We start from the raw sequence: 24,414 nt of genomic DNA on the forward strand, positions 1-24,414 counted from the left end.
GGTTCCGCAACGATCGCTGCTCGAACCTCTCCCGGGGCCTCTCGAATGTGAATCGTCGCCATGCCCGCGTCTCTGCACGGGCATATCGGACCCACCGCCTCGACTACACGCGGATGAGCAGAAGAGGGGCCCGCCGCGCTTCGCGCGGCGGGCCCCTCTCGATCAGCCGTCGGGAATCGGCTTGGGTTCAGCTTCTAGTAGGTGCCCAGGTCGTAGGAGTCTTCCAGGGACACCGCCGGGCCCGCTCCGTAGGAGAACGCCGGCGTCGCAGTGTCCTCGTAGCCTCCCAGGCTGTACACCGCGGCCTTCGCCTCCTCGGTGGGCTCCACCGAGACGTTCCGGTACTTCGCGATGCCGGTGCCTGCCGGGATCAGCTTGCCGAGAATGACGTTCTCCTTCAGGCCGACGAGGCTGTCGGACTTGCCGGAGATCGCGGCCTCGGTGAGCACCCGGGTGGTCTCCTGGAAGGAGGCCGCCGAGAGCCACGACTCGGTCGCAAGGCTCGCCTTGGTGATGCCCATCAGCTGCGGACGGCCGGAGGCCGGCTCGCCGCCGTCGGCGATGATCTTCCGGTTGACCTCTTCGAACTCCAGGCGGTCCACCAGGGAACCGGGCAGGAACTCCGAGGTGCCGGAGTCGATGATCGTGATCCGCTTGAGCATCTGACGGACGATGATCTCGATGTGCTTGTCGTGGATCATGACGCCCTGCGAGCGGTACACGTCCTGGACCTCGCCGACCAGGTGCCGCTGCACCTTCCGCGGGCCCAGCACACGCAGCAGCTCGTGCGGGTCGATCGTGCCCTCGACCAGCTTCTCGCCGACCTCGACGTGCTCGCCGTCGACCGCGCGCAGGCGCAGGCGCCTCGGCACCTTGTCGACCACGATCTCCTCGGAGCCGTCGTCGGGCGTGATGATGATCTTCCGGCTCTTCTCGGCGTCCTCGATCCGCACGGTGCCGCTCGCCTCGGCGATCGGCGCCTTCCCCTTCGGGATGCGGGCCTCGAAGACCTCCTGCACACGCGGCAGGCCCTGCGTGATGTCGTCCCCGGCCACACCGCCGGTGTGGAAGGTCCGCATCGTCAGCTGGGTGCCGGGCTCACCGATCGACTGTGCGGCGATGATGCCCACGGCCTCGCCCAGGTCGACCTTCTCGCCGGTCGGCATGGAGCGCCCGTAGCAGGCGGCGCACACGCCCTGGCGGGACTCGCAGGTCAGCACCGAGCGCACCTTGACGGTCGTGACGCCCGCGGCGATGAGCTTGGCGATGTTGTCCGAGTTCAGCGCCGTGTTCCGCTCGAGGACGACCTTGCCGTCGACCTCGACGTCGTCGCCCAGCGTTCGGGCGTCGACTGCGGTCTCGGCGATGTCGGACTCGATGAGCCGGCCGTCGACGTCGGTGGCGATCGGGTAGTCCAGCGCCCGGTCGGTGCCGCAGTCCTCCTCGCGGATGATGACGTCCTGCGACACGTCCACCAGACGCCGGGTCAGGTAACCCGAGTCGGCGGTCCGCAGCGCGGTGTCGGCCAGGCCCTTCCGGGAGCCGTGCGTGGAGATGAAGTACTCCAGCACCGTCAGGCCCTCGCGCAGCGAGGACTTGATCGGGCGCGGGATGATCTCGCCCTTCGGGTTGGCCACCAGGCCGCGCATGCCGGCGATCTGCCGCAGCTGCAGCATGTTGCCGCGCGCCCCGGAGTTGATCATCTGCCACAGCGGGTTGTCGGGCTGGAGGGTGTCGTTCAGGTCCTCCATGACCTCGGCGGTGGCCTTGGTCCAGATCTCCGTCAGCTCGCCGCGGCGCTCCTCGGCCGTCATCAGGCCGCGCATGTACTGCTTGTCGATCTTGGCGGAGTCGGCTTCGTACTTCTCGAGGATCTCGGCCTTGTGCGCCGGCTCGATGACGTCCTCGATGCCGATCGTGACACCCGACCAGCCGGCCCACTTGAAGCCCGCGGACTTCAGCGCGTCCAGGCAGGCGCCCAGCTGCACCTTCGAGTAGTGCTCCGACAGGTCGTGGATGATGTCCGACAGCTGGCCCTTGCGGACCTCGTAGTTGATGTACGGGAAGTCCGGCGGCAGGCACTCGTTGAAGAACACCCGGCCCAGCGTCGTCTCGACCAGCAGCCTCTGACCCGGCTCCCAGTCCTCGGGGGCCTTCCATGCCTCGGCCGGACCGTTGTCGACGGAGGTGATCCCGTCGAGACGGATCTTGATGGGCGCCTGGATGTTCAGCTCGCGCCGGTCGTGGGCCATGATGGCCTCGCCGACGTCCGTGAACGCGCGTCCCTCGCCGACCAGGCCGTCCTTGCCGTGGGTCAGGTAGTACAGGCCGATGATCTGGTCCTGCGTGGGCAGGGCCACCGGCTTGCCGTCCGACGGCTTCAGGATGTTGTTCGAGGCGAGCATGAGGATGCGCGCCTCGGCCTGTGCCTCGGCCGACAGCGGCACGTGGACCGCCATCTGGTCGCCGTCGAAGTCCGCGTTGAACGCGGTGCAGACGAGCGGGTGCAGCTGGATGGCCTTGCCCTCGACCAGCTGCGGCTCGAACGCCTGGATGCCGAGGCGGTGCAGCGTGGGTGCGCGGTTGAGCAGCACCGGGTGCTCGGAGATGACCTCTTCGAGCACGTCCCACACCACCGGCCGGGCGCGTTCGACCATCCGCTTGGCGGACTTGATGTTCTGCGCGTGGTTGAGATCGACCAGACGCTTCATCACGAACGGCTTGAACAGCTCCAGGGCCATCTGCTTGGGCAGACCGCACTGGTGGAGCTTCAGGCGCGGGCCGACCACGATGACCGAACGGCCCGAGTAGTCGACGCGCTTGCCCAGCAGGTTCTGGCGGAACCGGCCCTGCTTGCCCTTGAGCATGTCGGACAGGCTCTTGAGCGGGCGGTTGCCGGGCCCGGTGACCGGGCGGCCGCGCCGACCGTTGTCGAACAGCGCGTCCACCGACTCCTGCAGCATCCGCTTCTCGTTCGCGACGATGATCTCGGGCGCGCCGAGGTCCATCAGTCGCTTGAGGCGGTTGTTGCGGTTGATGACCCGGCGGTACAGGTCGTTGAGGTCGGAGGTGGCGAAGCGGCCGCCGTCGAGCTGCACCATCGGGCGCAGTTCCGGCGGGATCACCGGCACGCAGTCGAGCACCATGCCCAGCGGCGAGTTGCCGGTGGCCTGGAACGCCGCCACGACCTTCAGGCGCTTGAGCGCGCGCAGCTTCTTCTGGCCCTTGCCGGTGGCGATGATCTCGCGCAGCAGGTCGGCCTCGGCGTCGAGGTCGAGGGTCTGCAGCAGGTTCTTGATCGCCTCGGCGCCCATGCCGCCCTGGAAGTACTCGCCGAAGCGCTGCTGGAGCTCCCGGTAGAGCATCTCGTCGCCGATGAGCTGGCGCACTTCGAGCTTCCGGAAGGTGTCCATGACCTCGTCGAGGCGGTCGATCTCCCGCTGGGCCTTGTCGCGGATCTGGCGCATCTCGCGCTCGCCGCCGTCCTTGACCTTGCGGCGGACGTCGGCGCGGGCGCCCTCGGCCTCCAGCTCGGCCAGGTCGGCCTCCAGCTTCGAGGCGCGGTCCTCGATCGCGGCGTCGCGCTGCTGCTCGAGCGTGCGCTTCTCGGCGACGATCTCGTTCTCCAGCGTCGGGATGTCCCGCTGGCGGGCCTCGTCGTCGACGCCGGTGATGACGTAGGCGGCGAAGTAGATGACCTTCTCCAGGTCCTTCGGCGCCAGGTCGAGCAGGTACCCGAGGCGGGAGGGGACGCCCTTGAAGTACCAGATGTGCGTGACCGGGGCGGCCAGCTCGATGTGGCCCATCCGCTCGCGGCGGACCTTCGAGCGGGTCACCTCGACGCCGCAGCGCTCACAGATGATGCCCTTGAAGCGGATGCGCTTGTACTTGCCGCAGTAGCATTCCCAGTCCCGGGTCGGGCCGAAGATCTTCTCGCAGAAGAGGCCGTCCTTCTCGGGCTTGAGGGTCCGGTAGTTGATGGTCTCGGGCTTCTTCACCTCGCCGTGCGACCACTGCCTGATGTCCTCGGCGGTGGCGAGGCCGATCTTCAACTTGTCGAAGAAGTTGACGTCGAGCACTGAACTCTTCCCTTGTCCCTGATTGCTCAGATGTTGCTGTAAGGATTGGATGAGACGTTGGCGGGGCAGAGCGTCGGTTTCCCGCTCTGCCCTCACTCGACGTCAGGCGCCTTCGAAGTCGACGCTGTTGGGTTCCTCGTGCGACAGGTCGATCCCCAGCTCCTCGGCCGCCCGGAACACCTCGTCGTCGGTCTCGGTCATCTGGATGGCCTGCCCGTCGGCGGACAGCACCTCCACGTTGAGACACAGCGACTGGAGTTCCTTGAGCAGCACCTTGAACGACTCCGGGATGCCCGGCTCGGGGACGTTCTCGCCCTTGACGATGGCCTCGTAGACCTTCACGCGGCCGACCACGTCGTCGGACTTGATCGTCAGCAGCTCCTGCAGCGCGTAGGCCGCGCCGTAGGCCTGCATGGCCCAGCACTCCATCTCACCGAAGCGCTGGCCGCCGAACTGGGCCTTGCCGCCGAGCGGCTGCTGGGTGATCATCGAGTACGGACCGGTCGAGCGGGCGTGGATCTTGTCGTCCACCATGTGGTTCAGCTTCAGGATGTACATGTACCCGACGCTGATCGCCTCCGGGAAAGGCTCCCCGGTGCGCCCGTCGAACAGCTGCGCCTTGCCCGTCGGGGCGACCATGCGGTCGCCGTCGCGGTTCGGCAGCGCGTTCGCGAGCACGCCCTGGACCTCGTCCGGGTGGGCGCCGTCGAACACCGGAGTGCCGACCTTGGTGCCCGACTCGGACTCGTCGGCCCCGATGTCCTTGAGCGCCTGCGCCCAGGCCTCGTCGAAGTTCTCGATCTTCCAACCGCACTTCGCGGCCCACCCGAGGTGGACCTCCAGGACCTGGCCGATGTTCATACGGCCCGGCACACCCATCGGGTTGAGCAGGATGTCGATCGGCGTGCCGTCCGGCAGGAACGGCATGTCCTCCTGCGGCACCACCTTCGAGATGACGCCCTTGTTGCCGTGGCGGCCGGCGAGCTTGTCGCCCACGCCGATCTTGCGCTTCTGCGCGATGTAGACGCGGACCAGCTCGTTGACGCCCGGGGACAGCTCGTCGCCGTCCTCGCGGCTGAAGGTCCGGACGCCGATGACGGTGCCGGCCTCGCCGTGCGGGACCTTGAGCGAGGTGTCGCGGACTTCGCGGGCCTTCTCGCCGAAGATCGCGCGCAGCAGGCGCTCCTCGGGGGTCAGCTCGGTCTCGCCCTTCGGCGTGACCTTGCCGACCAGGATGTCGCCGTCCTCGACCTCGGCGCCGATGCGGATGATGCCGCGGTCGTCGAGGTCGGAGAGCATCTCCTCGCCGACGTTCGGGATGTCCCGGGTGATCTCCTCGGGGCCCAGCTTCGTGTCGCGGGCGTCGACCTCGTGCTCGTCGATGTGGATCGAGGTGAGCACGTCGTTCTCGACCAGGCGTGAGGACAGGATGATCGCGTCCTCGAAGTTCTGGCCCTCCCACGAGGTGAAGGCGACGAGCAGGTTCTTGCCCAGGGCCATCTCGCCCTTGTCGGTCGAGGGGCCGTCGGCGATCGGCTGACCGGCCTCGACCCGCTCGCCCTCGGTGACCAGCGGCACCTGGTTGATGCACGAGCCCGCGTTGGAGCGGCGGAACTTGTGCAGCAGGTAGGTACGGCGCATGCCGTCGTCCTGGGCGATGGTGATGTAGTCGGCGCTGGCGTCCTCCACAAGGCCCTCGGCCTCGGCGACGACGACGTCGCCGGCGTCGACCGCGGCGCGGTACTCCATGCCGGTGCCGACCAGCGGCGAGTCGGTCTTGATGAGCGGCACGGCCTGGCGCTGCATGTTCGCGCCCATGAGGGCGCGGTTGGCGTCGTCGTGCTCCAGGAACGGCACGAGCGCGGTCGCGACCGAGGTCATCTGGCGCGGCGAGACGTCCATGTAGTCGATCTCTTTACCGGGCACCAGCTCGGCCTCGCCGCCCCGGCCACGGGCCAGGACCTGCGCGTCGACGAAGGTGCCGTCGGTCTTGAGCTTCGCGTTCGCCTGCGCGATGACGAACTTGTCCTCTTCGTCGGCGGTGAGGTACTCGATCTGGTCGGTCGCGAGGCCGTCGACGACCTTGCGGTACGGCGTCTCGATGAAGCCGAACGGGTTCACCCGCGCGAAGGTCGACATGGCGCCGATGAGGCCGATGTTCGGGCCCTCCGGCGTCTCGATCGGACACATCCGGCCGTAGTGCGACGGGTGGACGTCGCGGACGTCCATCGCGGCGCGGTCGCGCGACAGACCGCCCGGGCCCAGCGCCGAGAGGCGCCGGCGGTGGGTCAGACCCGTGATCGGGTTGACCTGGTCCATGAACTGCGACAGCTGGGAGGTTCCGAAGAACTCCTTGATCGCGGCCACGACCGGGCGGATGTTGATGAGCGTCTGCGGCGTGATCGCCTCGACGTCCTGCGTCGTCATGCGCTCACGCACGACGCGCTCCATGCGAGACAGGCCCACCCGGATCTGGTTCTGGATGAGCTCGCCGACGGTGCGCAGGCGGCGGTTGCCGAAGTGGTCGATGTCGTCGGCCTGGTGGCCGGGCTCGGCCGAGTGCAGCCGCAGCATGTACTCGATCGTGGCGGCCAGGTCGTCCTCGGTGAGGACGCCGGTGCTGATCGGGCTGTCGAGATCGAACTTCTTGTTGACCTTGTAGCGGCCGACCTTGGCCAGGTCGTAGCGCTTCGGGTTGAAGAACAGGTTCTCCAGCAGCGTCTGCGCGTTGTCCTTGGTCGGCGGCTCGCCCGGGCGGAGCTTGCGGTAGATGTCGAGCAGCGCCTCGTCCTGCGAGTTGATGGTGTCCTTCTCCAAGGTCGCCATCATGAGCTCGGACCAGCCGAAGCGCTCGCGGATGCGGTCGGCGTCCCAGCCGATCGCCTTGAGCAGGACCGTGACGGCCTGCCGGCGCTTGCGGTCGACGCGGACGCCGACGGTCTCGCGCTTGTCGACGTCGAACTCGAGCCAGGCGCCGCGGCCGGGAATGACCTTGGCGCTGGTGAGGTCGCGGTCGGAGGTCTTGTCGGGCTGCTTGTCGAAGTACACGCCGGGCGAGCGGACCAGCTGGCTCACGACGACGCGTTCGGTCCCGTTGACGATGAACGTCCCCTTCGGGGTCATCATCGGGAAATCGCCCATGAACACCGTCTGGCTCTTGATCTCGCCGGTGGTGTGGTTGATGAACTCCGCGGTGACGAACAGCGGAGCGCAGTAGGTGAGGTCCTTCTCACGGCACTCTTCGATCGGGGCCTTGACCTCGTCGAATCGCGGGTTGGAGAAGGACAGGCTCATGGTGCCCGAGAAGTCTTCGATCGGGCTGATCTCTTCGAGGATCTCGTCCAGACCGCACTTGGCGTCCTCACCGACACGGCCCTTGTGGGCCTCGTTGCCGATAAGCCAGTCGAAGGAATCCGTCTGGAGCGCCAGTAGGTTCGGGACTTCCAGTTTTTCTTCGATCCTGCCGAACGAGGTCCGGCTGGGTGCGTGCTTGCTCTTGCTGGAGCTGGTCTTGCCAGTGCGGGAAGCTGCCAAGATTCGTCCTTCCGAGGACCTGATTGTTACGACGGCCGGCGCGTGCCAGGGTCACGACGAGAGCGGGATCGACGAGGACAGCCGGAGGCAGGCACCGGAACATGTGCTCCTATGAGCGCAAATGCTCGATTGATCGAGCGTCGATAGCCTGGGTTTCCCACCGTCCACGCCCCTCACCGCGTCAAGAAGGCGTGAAGGAGGCAGCGCAAATTAATAGCTTAGTGTAAGCTTCGGCAACTGTCAACTCCCCGCCGGGTCAGCGGGGTGTGCGGTGACGACGATCTCTCCGGCTGCCGAAGCTCCTCCCGACTCAATGTCGTGTCCTTACGGGCCGCGAGGCCCGATCCTGCCAGCGCCTCGCTGGACGGGCGGTGCCGACGGCGTGCTCCGGATGCTCCACGGGGCCGCCTCGCACTGCACATGCAGACGTTGCGCACGCCACGTTGTGGCGCTTGAGCCACTAGTTTGCAGGATCAAGTCACACTTCGTCAAGTCAAGCGTCTAATGCGTCGCGGTGCGATGGTTCGCAGGGATCCCAGCTGGCCCTTGCGTGTCGTGATCCGCTCCGTGTCGGGGCGGTGGAGGCCCAGCGCCGTCGGGAGCGCCGGTGCGGCCTGGACGGCCGCCGGCGACTCCCGAGCGGCCCGCCCGGTGGCGCATGCCGATGGCCGGTCCGGCGGGCGAAGGGACCTCGTGCCGTCGCCCTCATAACGACGCGGGTTCCATGCGCTGGGTCGGGCAGTGGAGTATCCGGTCGGCGGACGGTCAAACATGCGGGCGCCGAGCCGTCCCCTCCCCGGCTCGGCGCCACTGCGTTCGCTCGCGGGCCGCGCCTGCCGCGCGGCGCCGCGGAGCTCGCGAGCCGCTGCGAGGGCTCGCGGGGGCGGGCGCCTGCCGGCATTGCCGCCCGGTGTGCGGGGACGAGGCGCCGCTGCGTCGCCTGTTGCCTCGCGACGCCTGGTCTTCCGCACACCGGGCCGGTCGGCGGGCCGCGGCGGGCCGCGGCCCGATCGCTCCGCACCTTCGGCGGCCGTGGAAAGGCCGCCTCAGCGTGTACAACGAGCCCGCGCTCAAAAAGTGACGCGAACTCAGAAGTTTTTCGCTCAGGAGTCGATGAGGTCCTGGGCGCGCTCGATATCGGCCCGCATCTCCTCCTGCCAAGCGTAGGTCTCGGCCTCGATCGCGGCATACTGCTCGGCGTGGGCCGCTTCCCAGGCTTCGGTGGCCGTCTGCCGATAGCCGGTCTCGTCCCCGCATTCGGCGAAGTCGACGGCGATGTCGGCCTCGTAGGCCCGCTTGTCGTCGAAGTCTGCGGGGATGTCGTCGGGGAGCGCCGGGGCCTCGGGGATCTCCGTCTCGCCCTCCGATTCGAACGACTCGTCGATGCCCGATCTCCCGTCGAGGTAGAACCGCAGGCCGTAGGAGGCCGTGTGGAGACGGCCGTCCTCGGCGAATCGCCACTCGCCCCTGCCGCGCTCGGCCACGCAGGCGAGGAGGTCCTCGCCGACGGCGGCGGTGCGCTCGGCGAAGGCGTCTTCGATAGCAGTGCCGTCGATGCTCGGGGCCTCGGACCTCCAAGACCCGCCGGAGGGCCCGGGGCGTTGCAGGACTCGTTCGGCCTTGTCCCCGGTCGCGCGGTCCGGGCCGCGCGAGGCGCGGCCCGGACGTCGTCGCGGCTCAGGAGTCGATGAGGTCCTGGGCCTTGGCGATGGCCTCGCGCATCTGCTCCTGGTGGGCGAACATGTCCTCTTCCATGGCGAGGTAGTGGTCGAGCTGAGTCTCGTCCCAGGCCCTCTCGGCGGCGTCGCGGTATCCGGTGGACTCACCGCACTCGACGAAGCCCACGGCCATGTCGATCTCCCAGGCCTTCTTGCCCTCGTAGTCGGAGGGGACGTCGGCGGGAGGCTCGGGGGTTTCGGGCGCGTAGCCGTCGGCGTAGACCATGCTGGCCTCCTCGTCTTCGAAGTAGACCGGTTCGAAGTATCTCCAGATCAGCAGTTCGCCCCACTCGCTGAACTCCCAGTCGCCGTAGCCGGCCTCGGCGATGCAGTCGAGGAACGCGTACTCCTCGTCCTGGACGGCGGCGCGGTAGGTCAGGCTGAGCTCTTCCCAGTCCGCTTCCTCCTCGGGGCCGGAGGGGCGCCACTCCCAGTAGGTGTGGGTCCCCTCGCCGCCCTCGTCGTTCGTGACCTGCCGCGGCTCGCCGTAGAGGGCCTCGATCATTTCGAGCTTGCAGCCGCCGGGCTTGGGCTCGTCGTAGGATTCGCCCTCGACCTCGAGTTCGCCGTCGGACTCCTCTTCGAGGAGTTCCTCCTCGTAGGGCTCGCCGTCCTCGAGCCCGTCCTCGGGATCGAGGGTCCAGGAGTAGTACTCGTGGGCGTACTCGTCGCCGTAGTAGGCGGAGTACCAGTCGAACTGCTCTTGCGGGGAGAGTGACTCGAACTCGGAGTTGTCGACGTCGTCGAAGCCTTCCTCATCCTCGCCCGACCGCTCGTCCTGGTACTCATCGGCCTCGCCGGACTCCCAGGCCTCTTCCGCGTTGCTCCACTGGCCGAAGCCCCACTTCGCGGCGCTGTCGGCTTCGGGCAGGAACGACTCGTACGGGTAGTAGTCGGTGAGGGACTCCAGCTCGAAGGCCTCCCAGGTCTGCATCTCCCACTGGTCGTGGACGGTGTGGCCCTGCTCTTCGAGGCAGTTCTGGATGATGCGGTACTCGGCCTCGGACAGGTCGGCTTCGAGGCCGTAGGTCTCGTTCATCAACTCGACCAGGCGGGTCTCGTCGCCGCCTCCCTCGTCGTCACCGCCGTACACGCCGCAGGAGCTGGTGGCGACCAGCGCAGCGGCGCCGAGGAGCGCTGAGGCTCGCTTCCCTTGTCTCATTTCGGGCTTCCCTCCGGGTCCTCGTTCGTCTTCCATGGAGACGTCTTGACATGGAGACGTGACCAGTGCCCGGTTTCGTTGCAGGTGCCTCGAGTCGTTACATATCCGATATCTAGAGGTTATGGGCGGATGAGGGATGTTCCGCCGAATTCATGGAGATGCCCGGGCCGCGCCCCATCTGCGCGACCCGGGCGGTACCCCGATTCATTCGGCCGACGGCGCCTTCGGGCGCCTATGCGGAAGACGCCTGGGGAACCGTGAATCGTTGCAAGCGGATCGGAGTTTTTCTCCGGGCACGAAAGAACCGGGGCCGCTCCGCCTTCCGGCGGTGCGGCCCCGGTTCGCACAGGGCTGGGAGGCCCCTTCTGCGGTCGCTGAGCGCGGCTCCTACTTCAGGGAGACCGTCGCGCCGGCGCCCTCGAGGGCTTCCTTGGCCTTGTCGGCGTCTTCCTTGCTCGCGCCTTCGAGGACGGCCTTGGGCGCGCCTTCGACGAGCTCCTTGGCTTCCTTCAGGCCGAGGCTGGTGATGCCGCGGACTTCCTTGATGACCTTGATCTTCGACTCACCGGCGGACTCGAGGACCACGTCGAAGGTGGTCTTCTCCTCGACGGCCTCGGCACCGGCGGCCGGGCCTGCGGCGGCGACGGCGACCGGGGCGGCGGCGGTGACGTCGAACTCTTCCTCGAACGCCTTCACGAACTCGGAGACCTCGAGAAGGGTCATCTCCTTGAAGGTCTCAAGAAGCTCTTCGGTGGACAGCTTAGCCATGGTGTTTCCTTTCTAAAGTCTGTGGCCGGCGGGGTTACTCCCCGCTGGCCGCCTTCTTGTCTTGCAGCGCCGCACCGAGACGCGCCACCTGCGAGGCAGGGGCGGCGAGGACGGCAGCGGTCTTCTGCGCGTTGGCCTTGAGCGCACCGGCCAGCTTCGCGAGGAGCACTTCGCGCGACTCGAGGTCGGCGAGTCGGGTGATCTCTTCGACGGAGAGGGACTTGCCCTCCATGAATCCGCCCTTGATCACCAGGGCTTCGTGCTCTTTGGCGAACTGGCGCAGGCCCTTCGCGGCTTCAACCGGGTCGCCTTCGATGAAGGTGATCGCGGTGGGGCCGGTGAACAGGTCGTCCAGACCGGTAACGCCGGCCTGAGTCGCCGCTCGCTTGGCAAGGGTGTTCTTTGCGACGCGGTAGCGCGTCCCCTCGCCGAGGGAACGCCGAAGTTCCTGCAGCTCTTCGACGCTCAGCCCGCGGTACTCGGTGAGCACGGCGGCCGACGCGTTCGAGAAGCGGTCGGTCAGCTCGGCGATGGCGGCTTGCTTGTCCGCCGGGTATTCCTGTCGTTCAGCCATGTTTCCCTCCTTTCTCGGCTGATGCATCCCCAACCGTCACGGGGGCGACAAAAAAGGCGCCCCCTCGGGACGCCTCAGCACTTGACGGAGGTCAACCGGTAATGGCCGACACCATGGTCGCTTCGAGTCGCCCTACGTTGGTCCCGGATGGTTTACAACCGCGCGAGGCGGTGACCTACGGTCTTCGGGTTGTGGAAAACGAAGCAAGCTTATCAGGGGAAACGAAGAGGCCCCGGCGCAGGAGCCTGCGCCGGGGCCACGTCACACTCGCCGTTACTTGGCGGCCTTCACGGCCGCCGGGTCGACCGGAATGCCCGGGCCCATCGTGGTGGTCAGCGTGACCTTCTTGACGTAGACGCCCTTGGAGCTGGCCGGCTTGAGTCGCTGCACCTCTTCGAGGGCGGCGGCGTAGTTCTCGGCGATCTGCTCGGACGAGAAGCTCGTCTTTCCGATGATCAGGTGCAGGTTGGCGTGCTTGTCGACGCGGAAGGAGATCTTCCCGCCCTTGATCTCGGTGACCGCCTTGGCGACGTCCGGGGTGACCGTGCCCGTCTTCGGGTTCGGCATCAGGCCGCGCGGGCCCAGGATCCGCGCGATCCGGCCGATCTTGGCCATCTGGTCGGGCGTGGCGACGGCGGCGTCGAAATCGAGCCAGCCTTCGGAGATCCGCTTGACGAGTTCGTCGGAGCCGACCTCGTCGGCACCGGCCTCGACAGCGGCCTCGGCCTTGTCGCCTTCGGCGAAGGCGATGACGCGGACGGTCTTGCCGGTGCCGTGGGGCAGGGAGACGGTGCCGCGGACGAGCTGGTCGGCCTGGCGCGGGTCGACGCCGAGGCGCATGGCGACCTCAACGGTGGCGTCGAACTGCGTCGGCGAGGTCTCCTTGGCGAGCTCGGCGGCCTCGGTGGGCCCGTAGAGCTGCGTCTTGTCGACCTTCTTTGCGAGGTCGGAGTATTTCTTGCTGCGCTTCATGATCCATCCTTCGGATGTCGTGGTGAGGGCGAGCGCTCGCCCTTCCACAGGGTTGGCTTATTCGACGGTGATGCCCATGGAGCGGGCGGTGCCCGCGACGATCTTCGAGGCGGCGTCGAGGTCGTTGGCGTTGAGGTCGGGGAGCTTCTTCTCCGCGATCTCGCGCACCTGGGCCTCGGTCACCTTGCCGACCTTGGCCTTGTGCGGCTCGCCCGAGCCCTTGGCGACGCCTGCGGCCTTGAGCAGCAGCTTCGCCGCCGGCGGGGTCTTGAGGACGAACGTGAACGAACGGTCCTCGTACACCGTGATCTCGGCGGGCAGGACCTCGCCGCGCTGCGATTCGGTGGCCGCGTTGTAGGCCTTGCAGAACTCCATGATGTTGACGCCGTGCTGACCGAGGGCGGGACCCACCGGCGGAGCCGGAGTGGCCTGGCCACCCGCGAGTTCCAGCTTGAACGTCACAACGGCCTTCTTGTTGGGAGCCATCGTGTCCTTCTCTTCCTGGGCTGACACGGGGCGTTGAGCCCCGTCTTTGAATGGCGCGCGCCCGCGACCAGCAGGCACGCAACTTTTCTAGGGTACCCTGCGCACCGCCGCGGACGGCAATGGCAGGTGTGAGCTGTAACCGAGCCAACTCATGGCCCGCTACAGCTTGGAGACCTGGTTGAAGTTCAGTTCGACCGGGGTCTCTCGCCCGAAGATCGAGACCAGGACCTTGAGCTTCTGCTGCTCGGCGTTGATCTCGGCGATCGTGGCGGGCATGGAGGCGAAGGCGCCGTCGACGACGGTGACCGACTCGCCTTCGGTGAAGTCGACCTTGATCTCGGGCTCTTGGGAGGCGGCCTCCTCAGAGGTTGCCTCGGTGGCCGGCTTCTGCTCCGGCGGCAGCAGCCACTGGATGACCTCGTCCAGCGGGAGCGGGCTGGGGCGGTCGGTGCGGTCGACGACGCCGACGAAGCCGGTGACGCCCGGCGTGTTGCGCACGACCGAGTAGGACTCGGGCGTCATCTCCATCCGGACCAGCACGTAGCTGGGGAAGACCTTCGCCTCTACCTTGGACCGCTTGCCGTTCTTGATCTCGACTTCGGTGTGGGTGGGGACTTCGATCTGGTAGATGTAATCCTCCATGTCAAAGGACTGGATCCGGTTCTCCAGGTTCGATCGGACCCGGTTCTCGAAGCCGGCGTAGGAGTGCAGCACGTACCACTCGCCGGGCGCGAAGCGCAGCTTGGCGCGCAGCGCCTCGGCCGGGTCGATGTCGGGCTCGCCGCTCTCGGACTCGACCTCGGCGGTCATGGTCTCGACGGCCTCGAGGTCGGACTCCTCGTCGGCGCTCGCGCCCTTCGCCGCGGCCGCCTTGGCCTCGGCGTCGATCTTGAAGGCTTCGTCGAACTCAGACACGCTTGGCTCTCATTCCGGCTCTTCCCCGCACCCGCGGGGATCCACAATTCTCTCTTGACTGCGGTGAACGATCCGCAGAATCACCCGGCTTCTCGTAGGTCGCCGCGGCTCCTTAACAGGCACGCGCCGGCAGAGCCAGCGCGCGTTATACCACTAGAGTAACTGGTGGCCCGGACAAGGCACCTCAGGCACCTCGGAAACGGCGCGGGTCACGCCTCGAAGGGGAGCTTAGGAGTCGGCTCCGAAGGCACGGCGGATCAGGTCGCCGAAGAGCAGGTCGAGACCGCCGATGTAGGCCATCATGATGCCGACGAAGACCAGCACGACGATGCTGTAGGTCACCAGTTGGCGGCGGGTGGGGTAGACGACCTTGCGGAGCTGCTCGACGACCTCGCGGAGAAAGCGTCCCAGCAGCTTGAAGGGGTTGCGCCCGGGCCTTCCCTCGCCGCGCTTGGGCGTGGGACGACCTTTGCCCGCGGTCGTGTCGGAGCGGCTGGTGTCGTCGGCCACGTCGGCTTCCTCCAGGGTTCGTCGGCTGAGTGAACGTCAGCGTCTTCTGCGTGGGGCACTCAGAACCGGAGCATACCGTACGTGCCGATCAGGCCTCGCTTCCGTCGCCGTGGTCCTGGGCGGCGCGGCGCGCCCTGAGGCGGGCGGTCCAGCGTTCGCCCATGCCCTGGACCTCGTCGAGCCAGAACTGCATGAACTCGGCCGTCTGCTCCAGGCGGTCGCGGCCGGGGCCGGGGGGCAGGGTGTCCATGCCTTCGAGCGCGAGCGACTTGTAGCGCTCGATGAGCGGGGAGCGTTCGAGGATGATCGAGCCCCAGATGTCGTCCTCGTTCAGCTGGTACACGTCGGCTCTGGTGCCGGGGCGCCGTCCCTTGAACAGCAGGCCCATGGTGGTGAGTTCGCGTACGGCGCCGGAGATGGCGGCGAGGCTGACGTCGAGGCCGTCGGCGAGTTCGGCGGCGGTGTAGGAGGCGGCGTCGTCGGCGAGGATGTAGCTGAAGACCCGGGCGGACATGCGCTGCACGCCGCTGGCGATGAGGATCTCGGAGAAGCGCTCGACGTAGTCGAGGAGGTCGGCGCGTTCTCTCAAGCGGTCCGGCATCGTCATTCCCCCTAGTCAGCGGCCTTCATCGTATGCCAACCGATCATACATTTCACAACTTTATGAAATTTGTGATAGCTTCTTGGGATGACCTCAGTCATCCACACCGAGAAACTGGTCAAGCGCTTCGGCCACGTGACCGCGCTCGACGGACTCGACCTCGAAGTCGCCGAAGGCCAGACCCACGGCTTCCTCGGCCCCAACGGGGCCGGCAAGTCCACCGCAATCCGCGTCCTGCTCGGGATGCTCAGAGCCGACGGCGGCGCCGCCCGCCTCTTCGGGGCCGACCCGTGGAGCGACGCCGCCGAGCTCCACCGCAGGCTCGCCTACGTGCCCGGCGACGTCGCCCTCTGGCCCGGACTGTCCGGCGGCGAGACCATCGACGTCCTCGGGCGGCTGCGGGGCGGGATCGACAAGCGCAAGCGCGACGAGCTGCTGGAGCGCTTCGACCTCGACCCGCGCAAGAAGGGCCGCTCCTACTCCAAGGGCAACCGGCAGAAGGTGGCGCTCGTGGCCGCCTTCGCCGCCGACGTCCCGCTGCTGCTGCTCGACGAGCCCACCTCCGGTCTCGACCCGCTCATGGCAGCCGTGTTCAACGAGTGCGTACGCGAGGTCGCCGCCGAAGGCAAGACCGTGCTGCTGTCCAGCCACGTCATGAGCGAGGTCGAGGCGCTGTGCGAGAAGGTCAGCATCATCCGCAAGGGCGTCGTCGTCGAGTCGGGGACGCTCACCGAGATGCGGCACTTCACCCGCTCGCAGATCCACGCGACCTTGAAGAACCCGGTCAGAGGACTCGGCGACCACGAAGGTGTCCACGATCTCAAGGCGGACGGCCTCGACGTGCGGTTCCAGGTCGACGCCGGGGCGCTCGACGACGTGCTCACGCAGCTGGCCGTCTCCGGCGTGGCCGCACTGACCTGCGAGCCGCCCTCGCTGGAGGAGCTGTTCCTGCGCTACTACGGCGATGAACTGGCCTCCAGGGGCCTCGACAACGGCAACGGGGACTAGCCATGGCCACCGCTACCGCCGCATCTTCGACCGCGCGCGAGCAAACGCTCGGCACGCTAGCCGGCACCGGCAGGCTGCTGCGCTTCCAGGCCCGTCGCACCAGGGTCTACCTGACCGGCTGGTTCGTCGGCCTGGTCGGCATGTCCTGGCTGGTCGCCGCGAGCTTCCCCGAGCTGTACCCGTCGCCCGAGGACCGCGCCGAGTTCGCGCTCACCGTCGACACGCCCGCGATGCGGTCGATGACCGGGCCGGGCGAGTACCTCGACGCCTACGCCGCCAGCACCGGCGCGATGTTCGCCCACCAGATGATCCTGTGGACCGGGGCGATCGCCGCGGTCATGTTCATCCTGCTCATCACCCGCCTGACCCGCTCCGACGAGGAGACCTCGCGTCTGGAGGTCATCCGTTCCCTGCCGGTGGGCCGCCGCTCCGACCTGGCCGCCGCGCTGATGCTGGCCGCGTTCGCGGCCGTGGCGCTCGGCCTGCTGATGGCGCTGGCCGTCTCCGGCATGCAAGGGGTCGACGCCGAAGGCGCGCTGCTGTACGGGCTCGGATTCACCGCGATCGGCATCGTGTTCGCCTCCGTGACCGCCGTGGCCGCCCAGCTCGCGAGCTACGGGTCGAGCGCCAACGGGCTCGCGTTCGGCACGCTGGGCTTCACCGTGCTCATGGGCGCGATCGGCAGCGCCCAGGAGAGCTGGCCGTTGTGGCTCTCACCAGTCGGATGGGCGCAGCTGACATACGTGTTCACACCCGAGCAGCGCTGGTGGCCGCTCGCCGTCGCCGCGGTCGTCGGAGCTCTCCTGGTCTGGCTGGCGTTCGCGCTGGTCGCCAAGCGCGACTTCGGTCTCGGCATGCTCCCGGGACGGCCCGGGCCCTCGATCGCCGCACCCGGCTTGAACAGCATCGGCACGCTGACGTTCCGCCTCACGCGCGGACTGCTGTGGGCCGGCGTCATCACGATGCTGGTGCTCGGCGCCGCGTACGGCTCGGTCGTCGGATCCGCCGACGACATGCTCTCCGGGCTCTCGGACACGCAGCGCCAGCTCATCGACCAGGGCGGGGGCAGCATGGCGGAGAACTTCTCGGCCACGATCGCCAAGATCGACGCGTTCTTCGCGACGATCTTCGGGCTGCTGGTCATCGGCCGGGCGAGAAAAGAGGAAACCGGGGGGCGCGGAGAGCTCCTGGCCTCCGCGCCCGTCCCCCGGTCCGGCTGGCCCGGCTCGTACCTGCCCGCGGCACTACTCGTCAGCGCCACGGCCACAGTCGTCGGCGGGATCGGCCTCGGACTCGCCGCCGCCGGCTCGGTCGGCGACTGGTCCTACTTCGGCAAACTGCTGCTCGCCTCCGTCATCCAGATCCCCGCCGTCTGGGTGATGGTGGCGCTCGCGTTCGCCTGCTTCGGCTGGCTGCCGCGGGCGGGCTGGCTGCGCTGGCTGCCATGGGTGTACACGTTCGTGGTCGGGTACTACGGGGACCTGCTGGAAGTGCCGGGCCGGGCCAGAGACGTCTCGCCGTTCGAGCACGCCGGCGCGTACCCGGCCCAGGACGTGGAGTGGCTGTCGATCGCCGTGCTGCTCGTCGTCGGGGCCGCGATCGCGGCGCTCGGCCTTGCGGGAGTCCGGCGCCGCAATCTCCACTTCGCCTAGCCGGTTGTCAGACCCCTGTGGTTGAGTAGGCACCCATGAGGGGGCCGGCCGAACTTCGATACGAGCTGATCGATCCGCCCGCTGCGCCGTCCGAGTTCACACTCGACGAGGCGCAGCGGGCGGTCGTCGCCCACGCCTCGGGCCCGATGCTGGTGCGCGGCGGGCCGGGCACCGGCAAGACCGAGGCGCTCATCCGAAGTGCCGCGGCGCGAATCGAGGCCGGCACCGACCCGGCTTCGGTGCTCGTGCTCGGGCTCCGGCGGCAGGACACCGCCTATCTGCGCGGGCGCGTGAACGCCCTGACGGCCCCGCGATCGGCCGCCGAGGTCGGCACGTTCACCTTCCCGGCCTTCGCGTTCGCGGTACTGCGGGCCGCCGCCGTCGCCGACGGCCGAGAGGAGCCGCGGCTGCTCACCGGACCGGAGGCCGACGCGCTCATCCGCTCCATGCTCGCCGCCGAGGACTTCGGCTGGCCTGAAGGGCTCTCGGAGGCGCTGCGCACGTACGCGTTCGCGCAGCAGCTGCGGGACCTGGTGCTGCGCTGCGGCGAGCGCGGCGTCTCCGAGCGAGCCCTGGCCGCGTTCGGCCGCGAGCACGACCGGCCCGAGTGGATCGCCGCCGCGCGCTTCTACGACCGCTACGTCACGACGCTGGCCGTCCAGTCGGTCGCCAGCGCCCTGTACGACTCGGCCGAGATCGTCCGCGCCGCCGCGGTCGAGCTGCGCGAGCGTCCCGACCTGCTGCCGCGCCCGGCATGGGTGTTCGTCGACGACCTCCAGGACGCCACTCCCGCGCACCTCGAACTGCTGGAGCTGCTGGCCGGGGGCGGCGGCAACCTGGTAGCCGCGGCCTGCCCGGACGAGGCCGTATTCGGTTACCAGGGCGGCGACCCCGAGGCCGTCCGCGACTTCCCCGACCGTTTCGCCACGCCCACCGGCGAGGACGCGCCGACGGTGCAGCTGGCGAACACCCACACGGTCGCGCTGGCGCCCTTGGCGGCCACCACGACGCTGTCACGGCGGCTGCGAGGCCCGGACCGCGACCGGCGGCGCGGCACCGACTCCGAAGAGGAAGGATCGGTGGCGGTGGTGCATCTGCCGTCGGCCACGCGGGAGGCCGTCCACATCGCCGACACCGTGCGGCGCGCGCACCTGCTCGACGGCACCGCATACAGCGACATGGCCGTCGTCGTCAAGTCCGCCTCGGCGATCGGGCAGCTGCGCCGGGCGATGCAGCACGCGGGCGTGCCCACCCGGCAGGCCGCCGACGACGTGCCGCTCCCGGCCCACACCACCGTCAGGGACCTGCTGCGGATCATCCTCATCGGACGCCAACCCGGCAGGCTCGACGAGTCCACCGCGGCGGGGCTCCTCCACTCCGCGTACGGCGGCGCCGACCCGTTCGCCGAGCGGCGCCTGCGCCAGGAGCTGCGGCGCATCGCCGTCGCCGCCGACGACTTCTCCCCCGCGTCCGACCTGCTCGTGGAGGCCCTCAGCGACCCCGGCGAGATCGCCTCGCTCCCGGACGAGGCGTGGGCCGAGCCGGCCCGGCGGCTCTCGACGCTGTTCGAGGCCGCCCGTTCCGGGCACGGGGTGTGCGAGGTGCTGTGGGCGGTGTGGGAGGCCTCGGGCATGGGTGAGCGGCTGCGCCGCCGGGCCCTGTCCCCGGACCGGCGCGCGCAGCGCGCCGACGCCGAACTCGACGCGGTCATCGCCCTGTTCGACCTCGCCGCGGACTACGAGCACAAGCAGCCCGGAGCGGGCGTCGACGTGTTCTGCGAGCACGTGCTGCACCAGGAGCTCCCCGGCGACTTCCTGTCGGCCGCAGCCGACGTCGGCGACGCGGTCACGCTCACCACCGCGCACGCCGCCCACGGCAGGCAGTGGGAGTTCGTCGTCGTCGCCGGGGCGCAGGAGGGTGTGTGGCCCAACCTGCGCCTGCGCGGGTCGGTTCTGGGCGCCGAGGCGCTGGTCGACCTCCTCGACGGGAGGGCCGACGTGGACGCCGTCGCGCAACTGCTCGACGAGGAGCGGCGGCTGTTCTATGTGGCCTGCACGCGGGCGCGGAAGGCGCTGACCGTGACCGCCGTCGACTCCGACGACATGCAGCCCAGCCGGTTCAGCGCCGAGCTCGGGGTCGAGCCGGCCACGCCGCCGCGCAGCGTGCGCCCGTTGAGCCTCGCGTCGCTGGTCGCGCGGCTGCGCGAGGTCGTCGTGGACACCCGGCACCCCGGCCGCGAGGCCGCGGCGGCGCAGCTTCGGCGCCTCGCCGAGGCCCTCGTGCCCGGCGCCGACCCGGCGAGCTGGTGGGGCCTGGCCGAGCTGTCCGACGAGCGCGCGCTCGCCCTGGCCGGGGAGAGGATCAGGATCTCGCCGTCGCAAGTGGAGAAGACGCAGCAGTGCGGGCTGCGGTGGGTCCTCGAATCCCACGGCGGCGACGACGGCGACCTGCTGCCGAGGCACATGGGCACCCTCCTGCACGCCGCCGCCGAAGCCGTCGCCGAATCCCCCGGCGCCGAACCCGCCGAGGTGATGGAGCGAGTCGTCGGCGAGCACTTCGACCGGCTGCCGTTCGAAGCGCCGTGGCAGGCCGAGCAGGAACGCAGGCGCGTCTCCGGCGCGGTCGAGCGATTCGCGAGCTGGCTGCGCGCCAACGAGCGCGAGCTGCTCGGCGCCGAGCGGTCCTTCCGCGTCGAGCTCGCGATCGGGCCGCCCGGCGTCGAAGTCGTCATGTCCGGCCAGGTCGACCGGCTCGAACGCGACGCGGACGGCCGCGTCTACGTCGTCGACCTCAAGACCGGCAAGCAGGTCCCCAGCCAGAAGGACACCGAGGAGAACCCGCAGATGGGCGCCTACCAGCTCGCCGTCGCCGAAGGCGCCTTCGAGGAGGGCTCGGAGGCGGGAGGCGCCGAACTGGTCTACCCGAGCAAGGACGCCAGGTCGATCACCGTCCGCTCGCAGGGCCCGCTCGGCGAAGCCGAGAACCCCGACTGGGCGAGAGACCTCGTCGCCGACACCGCGAACCAGATGGGCGGGGCCACCTTCGAAGCCCGGCACTCCGGCAAGTGCACCACCTGCTCGGTCCGGAACTGCTGCCCCATCGCCGACGAGGGACGGCAGGTCACCGATGAGTAGACGCCACCCGTACAGCGCCGTCGGGATAGCGAACCGGCTCGGGCAGCCCACGCCCACCACCGAGCAGCAGGCGGTCATCGAGGCCGGGCCCGCGCCGCTGCTCGTGGTCGCCGGCGCCGGTTCGGGGAAGACCACCACGATGGCCGACCGGGTCGTGTGGCTCATCGCCAACCAGGTCGCCCGGCCCGAGCACGTCCTCGGCCTCACGTTCACGCGCAAGGCCGCCGCGGAACTGGCCGCGCGGGTGCGAGAGAAGCTCGGCAAGCTCGCCGAGGGGATCCCCGAACTGTCAGAGCTGCACGGCGAGCCGACCGTCTCCACCTACAACGCTTACGCGGCGAGCCTCGTGTCCGAGCACGGCATCCGCATCGGCGTGGAGCCCAACACGCGGGTGGTCACCGAGACCGGGCGCTGGCAGCTCGCGCGCGACCTCGTGACGGCCTGGGACGGGGAGATGACCGAGTTCGACGTCGGCGTCGACAATGTCACCGAACTGGTGCTGCGCCTGGCCGGCGAGCTGGCCGAGCACCTGCGCGACGGCGAGGACCTGCGCTCCTTCGACCGGCACATGGCGATCGAACTCGAACAGCGGCGAGCGAAGAAGGACAACGCGGACTTCCGTTCGTTCGTGGCGCTGCTGCGCAAGCACGGTCAGCTGCTGCCGCTGGTCGAGGCATGGGAACGGCGCAAGCGGGAGCACAGCGTCATGGACTTCGCCGACCAGCTCTCGCTCGCCGCCGAACTCGTGGCGCTCTCGCCGGAGATCACGCGGACCGAGCGGGACCGGTGGCGGGTGGTGCTGCTCGACGAATACCAGGACACGTCGCACTCACAGGTGACGCTGCTGCGGGAGCTGTTCGGCGGCGGGCACCCGGTGACGGCCGTCGGCGACCCGAACCAGTCGATCTACTCCTGGCGCGGAGCCTCGGCCGGGACGCTCCAGCGGTTCCCCGCCGACTTCCCCGCCCCGTCTGGCGAGGCCGCGTCCACCGTGTACCTGACCAGGTCGTGGCGGAACCGGGCCCGGATCCTCGACGTCGCCAACGGAGTGTCGGCGCCGCTGCGCGCCGGGACGGTGCCGCCGCTGACCGCCGGGGTCGACGGGGACGGCCTGGTCGAGGCGGCCATGCACCTGACCATGGACGACGAGGCGGCGTGGATAGCCGAGCGGCTGCTCGAGGCCTGGGACCCGGCGGGCACCGAGACGGCGGCAGTGCTGGTGCGCAAGCGGCGCCAGATCCCCCCGCTGCACCGGGCTCTGACAGCCGCGGGACTGCCGGTGCAAGTCGTGGGGTCGCTGGGCCTCCTGTACTACCCGGAGGTCGCCGAAGTCGTCGCGATGCTGCGAGCCGCCGCCGATCCGACGAACGGGCCGGCGCTCATGCGGCTGCTGGCCGGGGCGCGGTGGCGGATCGGCCCGCGGGACATCGGCGCACTGTGGAGCAGAGCGCGGGAGCTCGCTCCGGACCTGCGCGGGTTCGAACCGGACGCCGGGGTCGAGGCCGAGGCGTCGCTGGCGGACGCGCTGGCCGACCCGGGAGAGCCTGGAAACTACTCGGCGCTGGGACTGCTGCGGTTCGGGCAGCTCCACGAGGAGCTGACTTGGATCAGGAGCCGACTGGGGCAGAGCCTCCCGGACGTAGTCGGCGACGTGATCGCGCATACCGGCTTGGACGTGGAGGTCATGCTCCACCAGGGCGACCTGTCCAACCTGGATGAATTCACCGATATCGCGGCATCGTACGAGAACGACACGAGCGCCGCGAGCATCCCGGGGTTCCTTTCGTACCTCGAATCGGCGGCCGAGCGGGAACGCGGCCTCGTCGTGGAAGGCGCGAAAGAGGCGGGCGGTGTGGTGCAGCTGATGACGGTCCACGCCGCGAAGGGCCTGGAGTGGGACGTGGTGTCGGTGCCGGGACTGTGCGAGGGGATCCTGCCGAGCGGCGGGGCGGTCTCGACGTGGGTGACCGACGCCTCGAGGCTGCCGTATCCGCTGCGCGGCGACGCGGCGAACCTGCCGCTGCTGTACCTGGAGGAGGCCCGCACACCGGCCGAGGTCGCGAAGGCGCTGCGCGCCTTCAGGTCCGATGACAAGGACGCCAGGCTCGACGAGGAGCGCCGACTGGCCTATGTGGCACTGACGAGAGCGCGCCATACGCTGCTGGCGAGCGGGTACTGGTGGGACGCGGAGAAGAACGGGAGCCGCGAGCCTGCGCCGTATCTGGAGGAGGCGCGTGATGCGGGGGCGCTGGTCGCCGCTTGGACCGAACCGGGCCCGTCGAACCCGCTCGAAGACCAGGCCAGGACGGCGCAGTGGCCGAAGGCGGCGCCGCTGGGCTCCCGGCAGGAGGCGTTCGCCGAGGCGGCCGATCTGGTGATCGCGGCGGGCGATCTGAGCGACGCTCCGGCTGCCAGGCAGTGGGCCGAGGAGGCGGAACTGCTGCTGGCCGAGCGGGACGAGCGCGAATCGGGCGTGGTGCGGCTGCCGCGGCCCGAACGGCTGTCGACCTCGCAGCTGATGGCGATGCGGGAGGACGAGGAGACCTTCGCAGCGGCGAGGCGCCGGCCGATGCCGCAGCCTCCGCGGGAGGTCACCCAGCGGGGAACGGAGTTCCACTCGTGGGTGGAGGAGTTCTTCGGCGGTGGGACCCTATTCGACCCGGCGGACCTGCCTGGAGCGGCGGACGAGACGGTCGCCGACGAGGACTTGGCCCGGCTCAAGGAGACCTTCAAGGGCTCCGAATGGGCGAGCCGGCAGGTCGTCGCGCAGGAAGTCCCGTTCGTCGTCGAGTTCGAAGGGACGGTCGTGCGGGGCCGCATCGACGCGGTGTTCGCCGGCGAGGACGGCGGCTTCGACATCGTCGACTGGAAGACCGGGCGCCCGCCTCGGGGCGAGGATGCCGAGCACGCGGCGTTCCAGCTTCGCGTGTACCGGAGGGCGTGGTCGCGGTTGAAGGGCGTGCCCGAGTCACGCATCCGCACGGCGTTCTACTACGTCGGCGCAGACCACACCTGGTGGCCCGAGCTCGACTAAGAAAAAGGGCTGCCCTGGGAGGTCTGGGCCTGAGGTGTCTGGGGGCGGTGTCTGGGGGCTGGGAGCACGCCTGGGGAGGCCGGAAATGGCCCTTGGGCGGTTGGCGGCATCTTCCACGTGGGTGGTTGTTGTGCGCCAAGGGCGGCAGCGACGGGGAGGTGGAGGGATGTTCGAGGATGTGTTGCGGGGGTCGGGCGCGCGTGGGGCCGGGCGGCCGGTGAGTTTCGCTCGTGTTGTGTTGGGCGGCAGGCGGTCCGGGGCCCGAAC

General features: G+C 69.1%; 15 protein-coding genes. 4 read left to right on the forward strand and 11 right to left on the reverse strand.

From position 1 onward, the window contains the following. Nucleotides 1–194: 194 nt before the first annotated feature. The 11 genes from L0U85_RS15315 to L0U85_RS15365 all read right to left on the reverse strand — a co-directional run bounded on the left by L0U85_RS15315 (nucleotide 195) and on the right by L0U85_RS15365 (nucleotide 15,319). Nucleotides 195–4,079 (reverse strand): DNA-directed RNA polymerase subunit beta', encoded by a 3,885-nt coding sequence (locus L0U85_RS15315; protein WP_241378629.1) that lies wholly within the window; start codon nucleotides 4,077–4,079, stop codon nucleotides 195–197. Between the two features lie 102 nt (nucleotides 4,080–4,181). Next, complete coding sequence (locus L0U85_RS15320; RefSeq protein ID WP_241378630.1) at nucleotides 4,182–7,613, reverse strand: DNA-directed RNA polymerase subunit beta; 3,432 nt, start codon at nucleotides 7,611–7,613, stop codon at nucleotides 4,182–4,184. Between the two features lie 1,103 nt (nucleotides 7,614–8,716). After that, nucleotides 8,717–9,097 carry a hypothetical protein gene (locus tag L0U85_RS15325; protein WP_241378631.1) on the reverse strand — a complete coding sequence of 127 codons (381 nt, stop codon included), beginning with the start codon at nucleotides 9,095–9,097 and terminating at the stop codon, nucleotides 8,717–8,719. Nucleotides 9,098–9,290: 193 nt separating this feature from the next. Then, complete coding sequence (locus L0U85_RS15330) at nucleotides 9,291–10,493, reverse strand: hypothetical protein (protein WP_241378632.1); 1,203 nt, start codon at nucleotides 10,491–10,493, stop codon at nucleotides 9,291–9,293. A gap of 387 nt (nucleotides 10,494–10,880) precedes the next feature. Then, complete coding sequence (gene rplL, locus L0U85_RS15335; protein ID WP_241378633.1) at nucleotides 10,881–11,261, reverse strand: 50S ribosomal protein L7/L12; 381 nt, start codon at nucleotides 11,259–11,261, stop codon at nucleotides 10,881–10,883. Nucleotides 11,262–11,295: 34 nt separating this feature from the next. Next, nucleotides 11,296–11,835: a 50S ribosomal protein L10 gene (gene rplJ, locus L0U85_RS15340; RefSeq protein WP_241378634.1), complete on the reverse strand. Its 540-nt coding sequence runs from the start codon at nucleotides 11,833–11,835 to the stop codon at nucleotides 11,296–11,298. A gap of 273 nt (nucleotides 11,836–12,108) precedes the next feature. After that, nucleotides 12,109–12,807 carry a 50S ribosomal protein L1 gene (rplA, locus tag L0U85_RS15345; protein WP_277605874.1) on the reverse strand — a complete coding sequence of 233 codons (699 nt, stop codon included), beginning with the start codon at nucleotides 12,805–12,807 and terminating at the stop codon, nucleotides 12,109–12,111. A 57-nt stretch (nucleotides 12,808–12,864) separates the two neighbouring features. Continuing rightward, nucleotides 12,865–13,293, reverse strand: coding sequence for a 50S ribosomal protein L11 (rplK, locus tag L0U85_RS15350; RefSeq protein ID WP_241378635.1), 429 nt, complete (start codon nucleotides 13,291–13,293; stop codon nucleotides 12,865–12,867). A gap of 159 nt (nucleotides 13,294–13,452) precedes the next feature. Further along, complete coding sequence (gene nusG, locus L0U85_RS15355; protein ID WP_241378636.1) at nucleotides 13,453–14,208, reverse strand: transcription termination/antitermination protein NusG; 756 nt, start codon at nucleotides 14,206–14,208, stop codon at nucleotides 13,453–13,455. A 228-nt stretch (nucleotides 14,209–14,436) separates the two neighbouring features. Beyond that, the gene (secE, locus tag L0U85_RS21405) at nucleotides 14,437–14,718 is read right to left on the reverse strand and encodes a preprotein translocase subunit SecE (RefSeq protein ID WP_241378637.1); all 282 of its coding nucleotides are present in this window, start codon (nucleotides 14,716–14,718) and stop codon (nucleotides 14,437–14,439) included. Nucleotides 14,719–14,806: 88 nt separating this feature from the next. Further along, nucleotides 14,807–15,319, reverse strand: a complete 513-nt coding sequence (locus L0U85_RS15365; RefSeq protein WP_241378638.1) for a MarR family transcriptional regulator — start codon at nucleotides 15,317–15,319, stop codon at nucleotides 14,807–14,809. A gap of 87 nt (nucleotides 15,320–15,406) precedes the next feature. On the opposite strand from L0U85_RS15365, the gene L0U85_RS15370 reads away from it, so the two are divergent. The 4 genes from L0U85_RS15370 to L0U85_RS15385 are packed head-to-tail and all read left to right on the forward strand — an operon-like array spanning nucleotide 15,407 to nucleotide 24,147. Then, nucleotides 15,407–16,327, forward strand: coding sequence for an ABC transporter ATP-binding protein (locus L0U85_RS15370; RefSeq protein WP_241378639.1), 921 nt, complete (start codon nucleotides 15,407–15,409; stop codon nucleotides 16,325–16,327). Nucleotides 16,328–16,329: 2 nt separating this feature from the next. Continuing rightward, the gene (locus L0U85_RS15375) at nucleotides 16,330–17,979 is read left to right on the forward strand and encodes a hypothetical protein (RefSeq protein ID WP_241378640.1); all 1,650 of its coding nucleotides are present in this window, start codon (nucleotides 16,330–16,332) and stop codon (nucleotides 17,977–17,979) included. Between the two features lie 35 nt (nucleotides 17,980–18,014). After that, nucleotides 18,015–21,113 (forward strand): ATP-dependent DNA helicase, encoded by a 3,099-nt coding sequence (locus L0U85_RS15380; protein WP_241378641.1) that lies wholly within the window; start codon nucleotides 18,015–18,017, stop codon nucleotides 21,111–21,113. Beyond that, nucleotides 21,106–24,147, forward strand: coding sequence for a UvrD-helicase domain-containing protein (locus L0U85_RS15385; protein WP_277605875.1), 3,042 nt, complete (start codon nucleotides 21,106–21,108; stop codon nucleotides 24,145–24,147). Before L0U85_RS15380 ends, L0U85_RS15385 begins: the two co-directional genes overlap by 8 nt. The last annotated feature ends 267 nt before the right edge of the window (nucleotides 24,148–24,414 follow it).

This window comes from Glycomyces sp. L485 (assembly GCF_022548875.1).
Lineage (GTDB): Bacteria > Actinomycetota > Actinomycetes > Mycobacteriales > Micromonosporaceae > Glycomyces.

Coding starts and splice junctions, on each gene's coding strand:
- L0U85_RS15330 (WP_241378632.1), bottom strand. CDS start 10,493: ATGAGACAAGGGAAGCGAGCCTCAGCGCTCCTCGGCGCCGCTGCGCTG.
- rplL (WP_241378633.1), bottom strand. CDS start 11,261: ATGGCTAAGCTGTCCACCGAAGAGCTTCTTGAGACCTTCAAGGAGATG.
- rplJ (WP_241378634.1), bottom strand. CDS start 11,835: ATGGCTGAACGACAGGAATACCCGGCGGACAAGCAAGCCGCCATCGCC.
- rplA (WP_277605874.1), bottom strand. CDS start 12,807: ATGAAGCGCAGCAAGAAATACTCCGACCTCGCAAAGAAGGTCGACAAG.
- rplK (WP_241378635.1), bottom strand. CDS start 13,293: ATGGCTCCCAACAAGAAGGCCGTTGTGACGTTCAAGCTGGAACTCGCG.
- L0U85_RS15365 (WP_241378638.1), bottom strand. CDS start 15,319: ATGCCGGACCGCTTGAGAGAACGCGCCGACCTCCTCGACTACGTCGAG.
- L0U85_RS15370 (WP_241378639.1), top strand. CDS start 15,407: ATGACCTCAGTCATCCACACCGAGAAACTGGTCAAGCGCTTCGGCCAC.
- L0U85_RS15375 (WP_241378640.1), top strand. CDS start 16,330: ATGGCCACCGCTACCGCCGCATCTTCGACCGCGCGCGAGCAAACGCTC.
- L0U85_RS15380 (WP_241378641.1), top strand. CDS start 18,015: ATGAGGGGGCCGGCCGAACTTCGATACGAGCTGATCGATCCGCCCGCT.
- L0U85_RS15385 (WP_277605875.1), top strand. CDS start 21,106: ATGAGTAGACGCCACCCGTACAGCGCCGTCGGGATAGCGAACCGGCTC.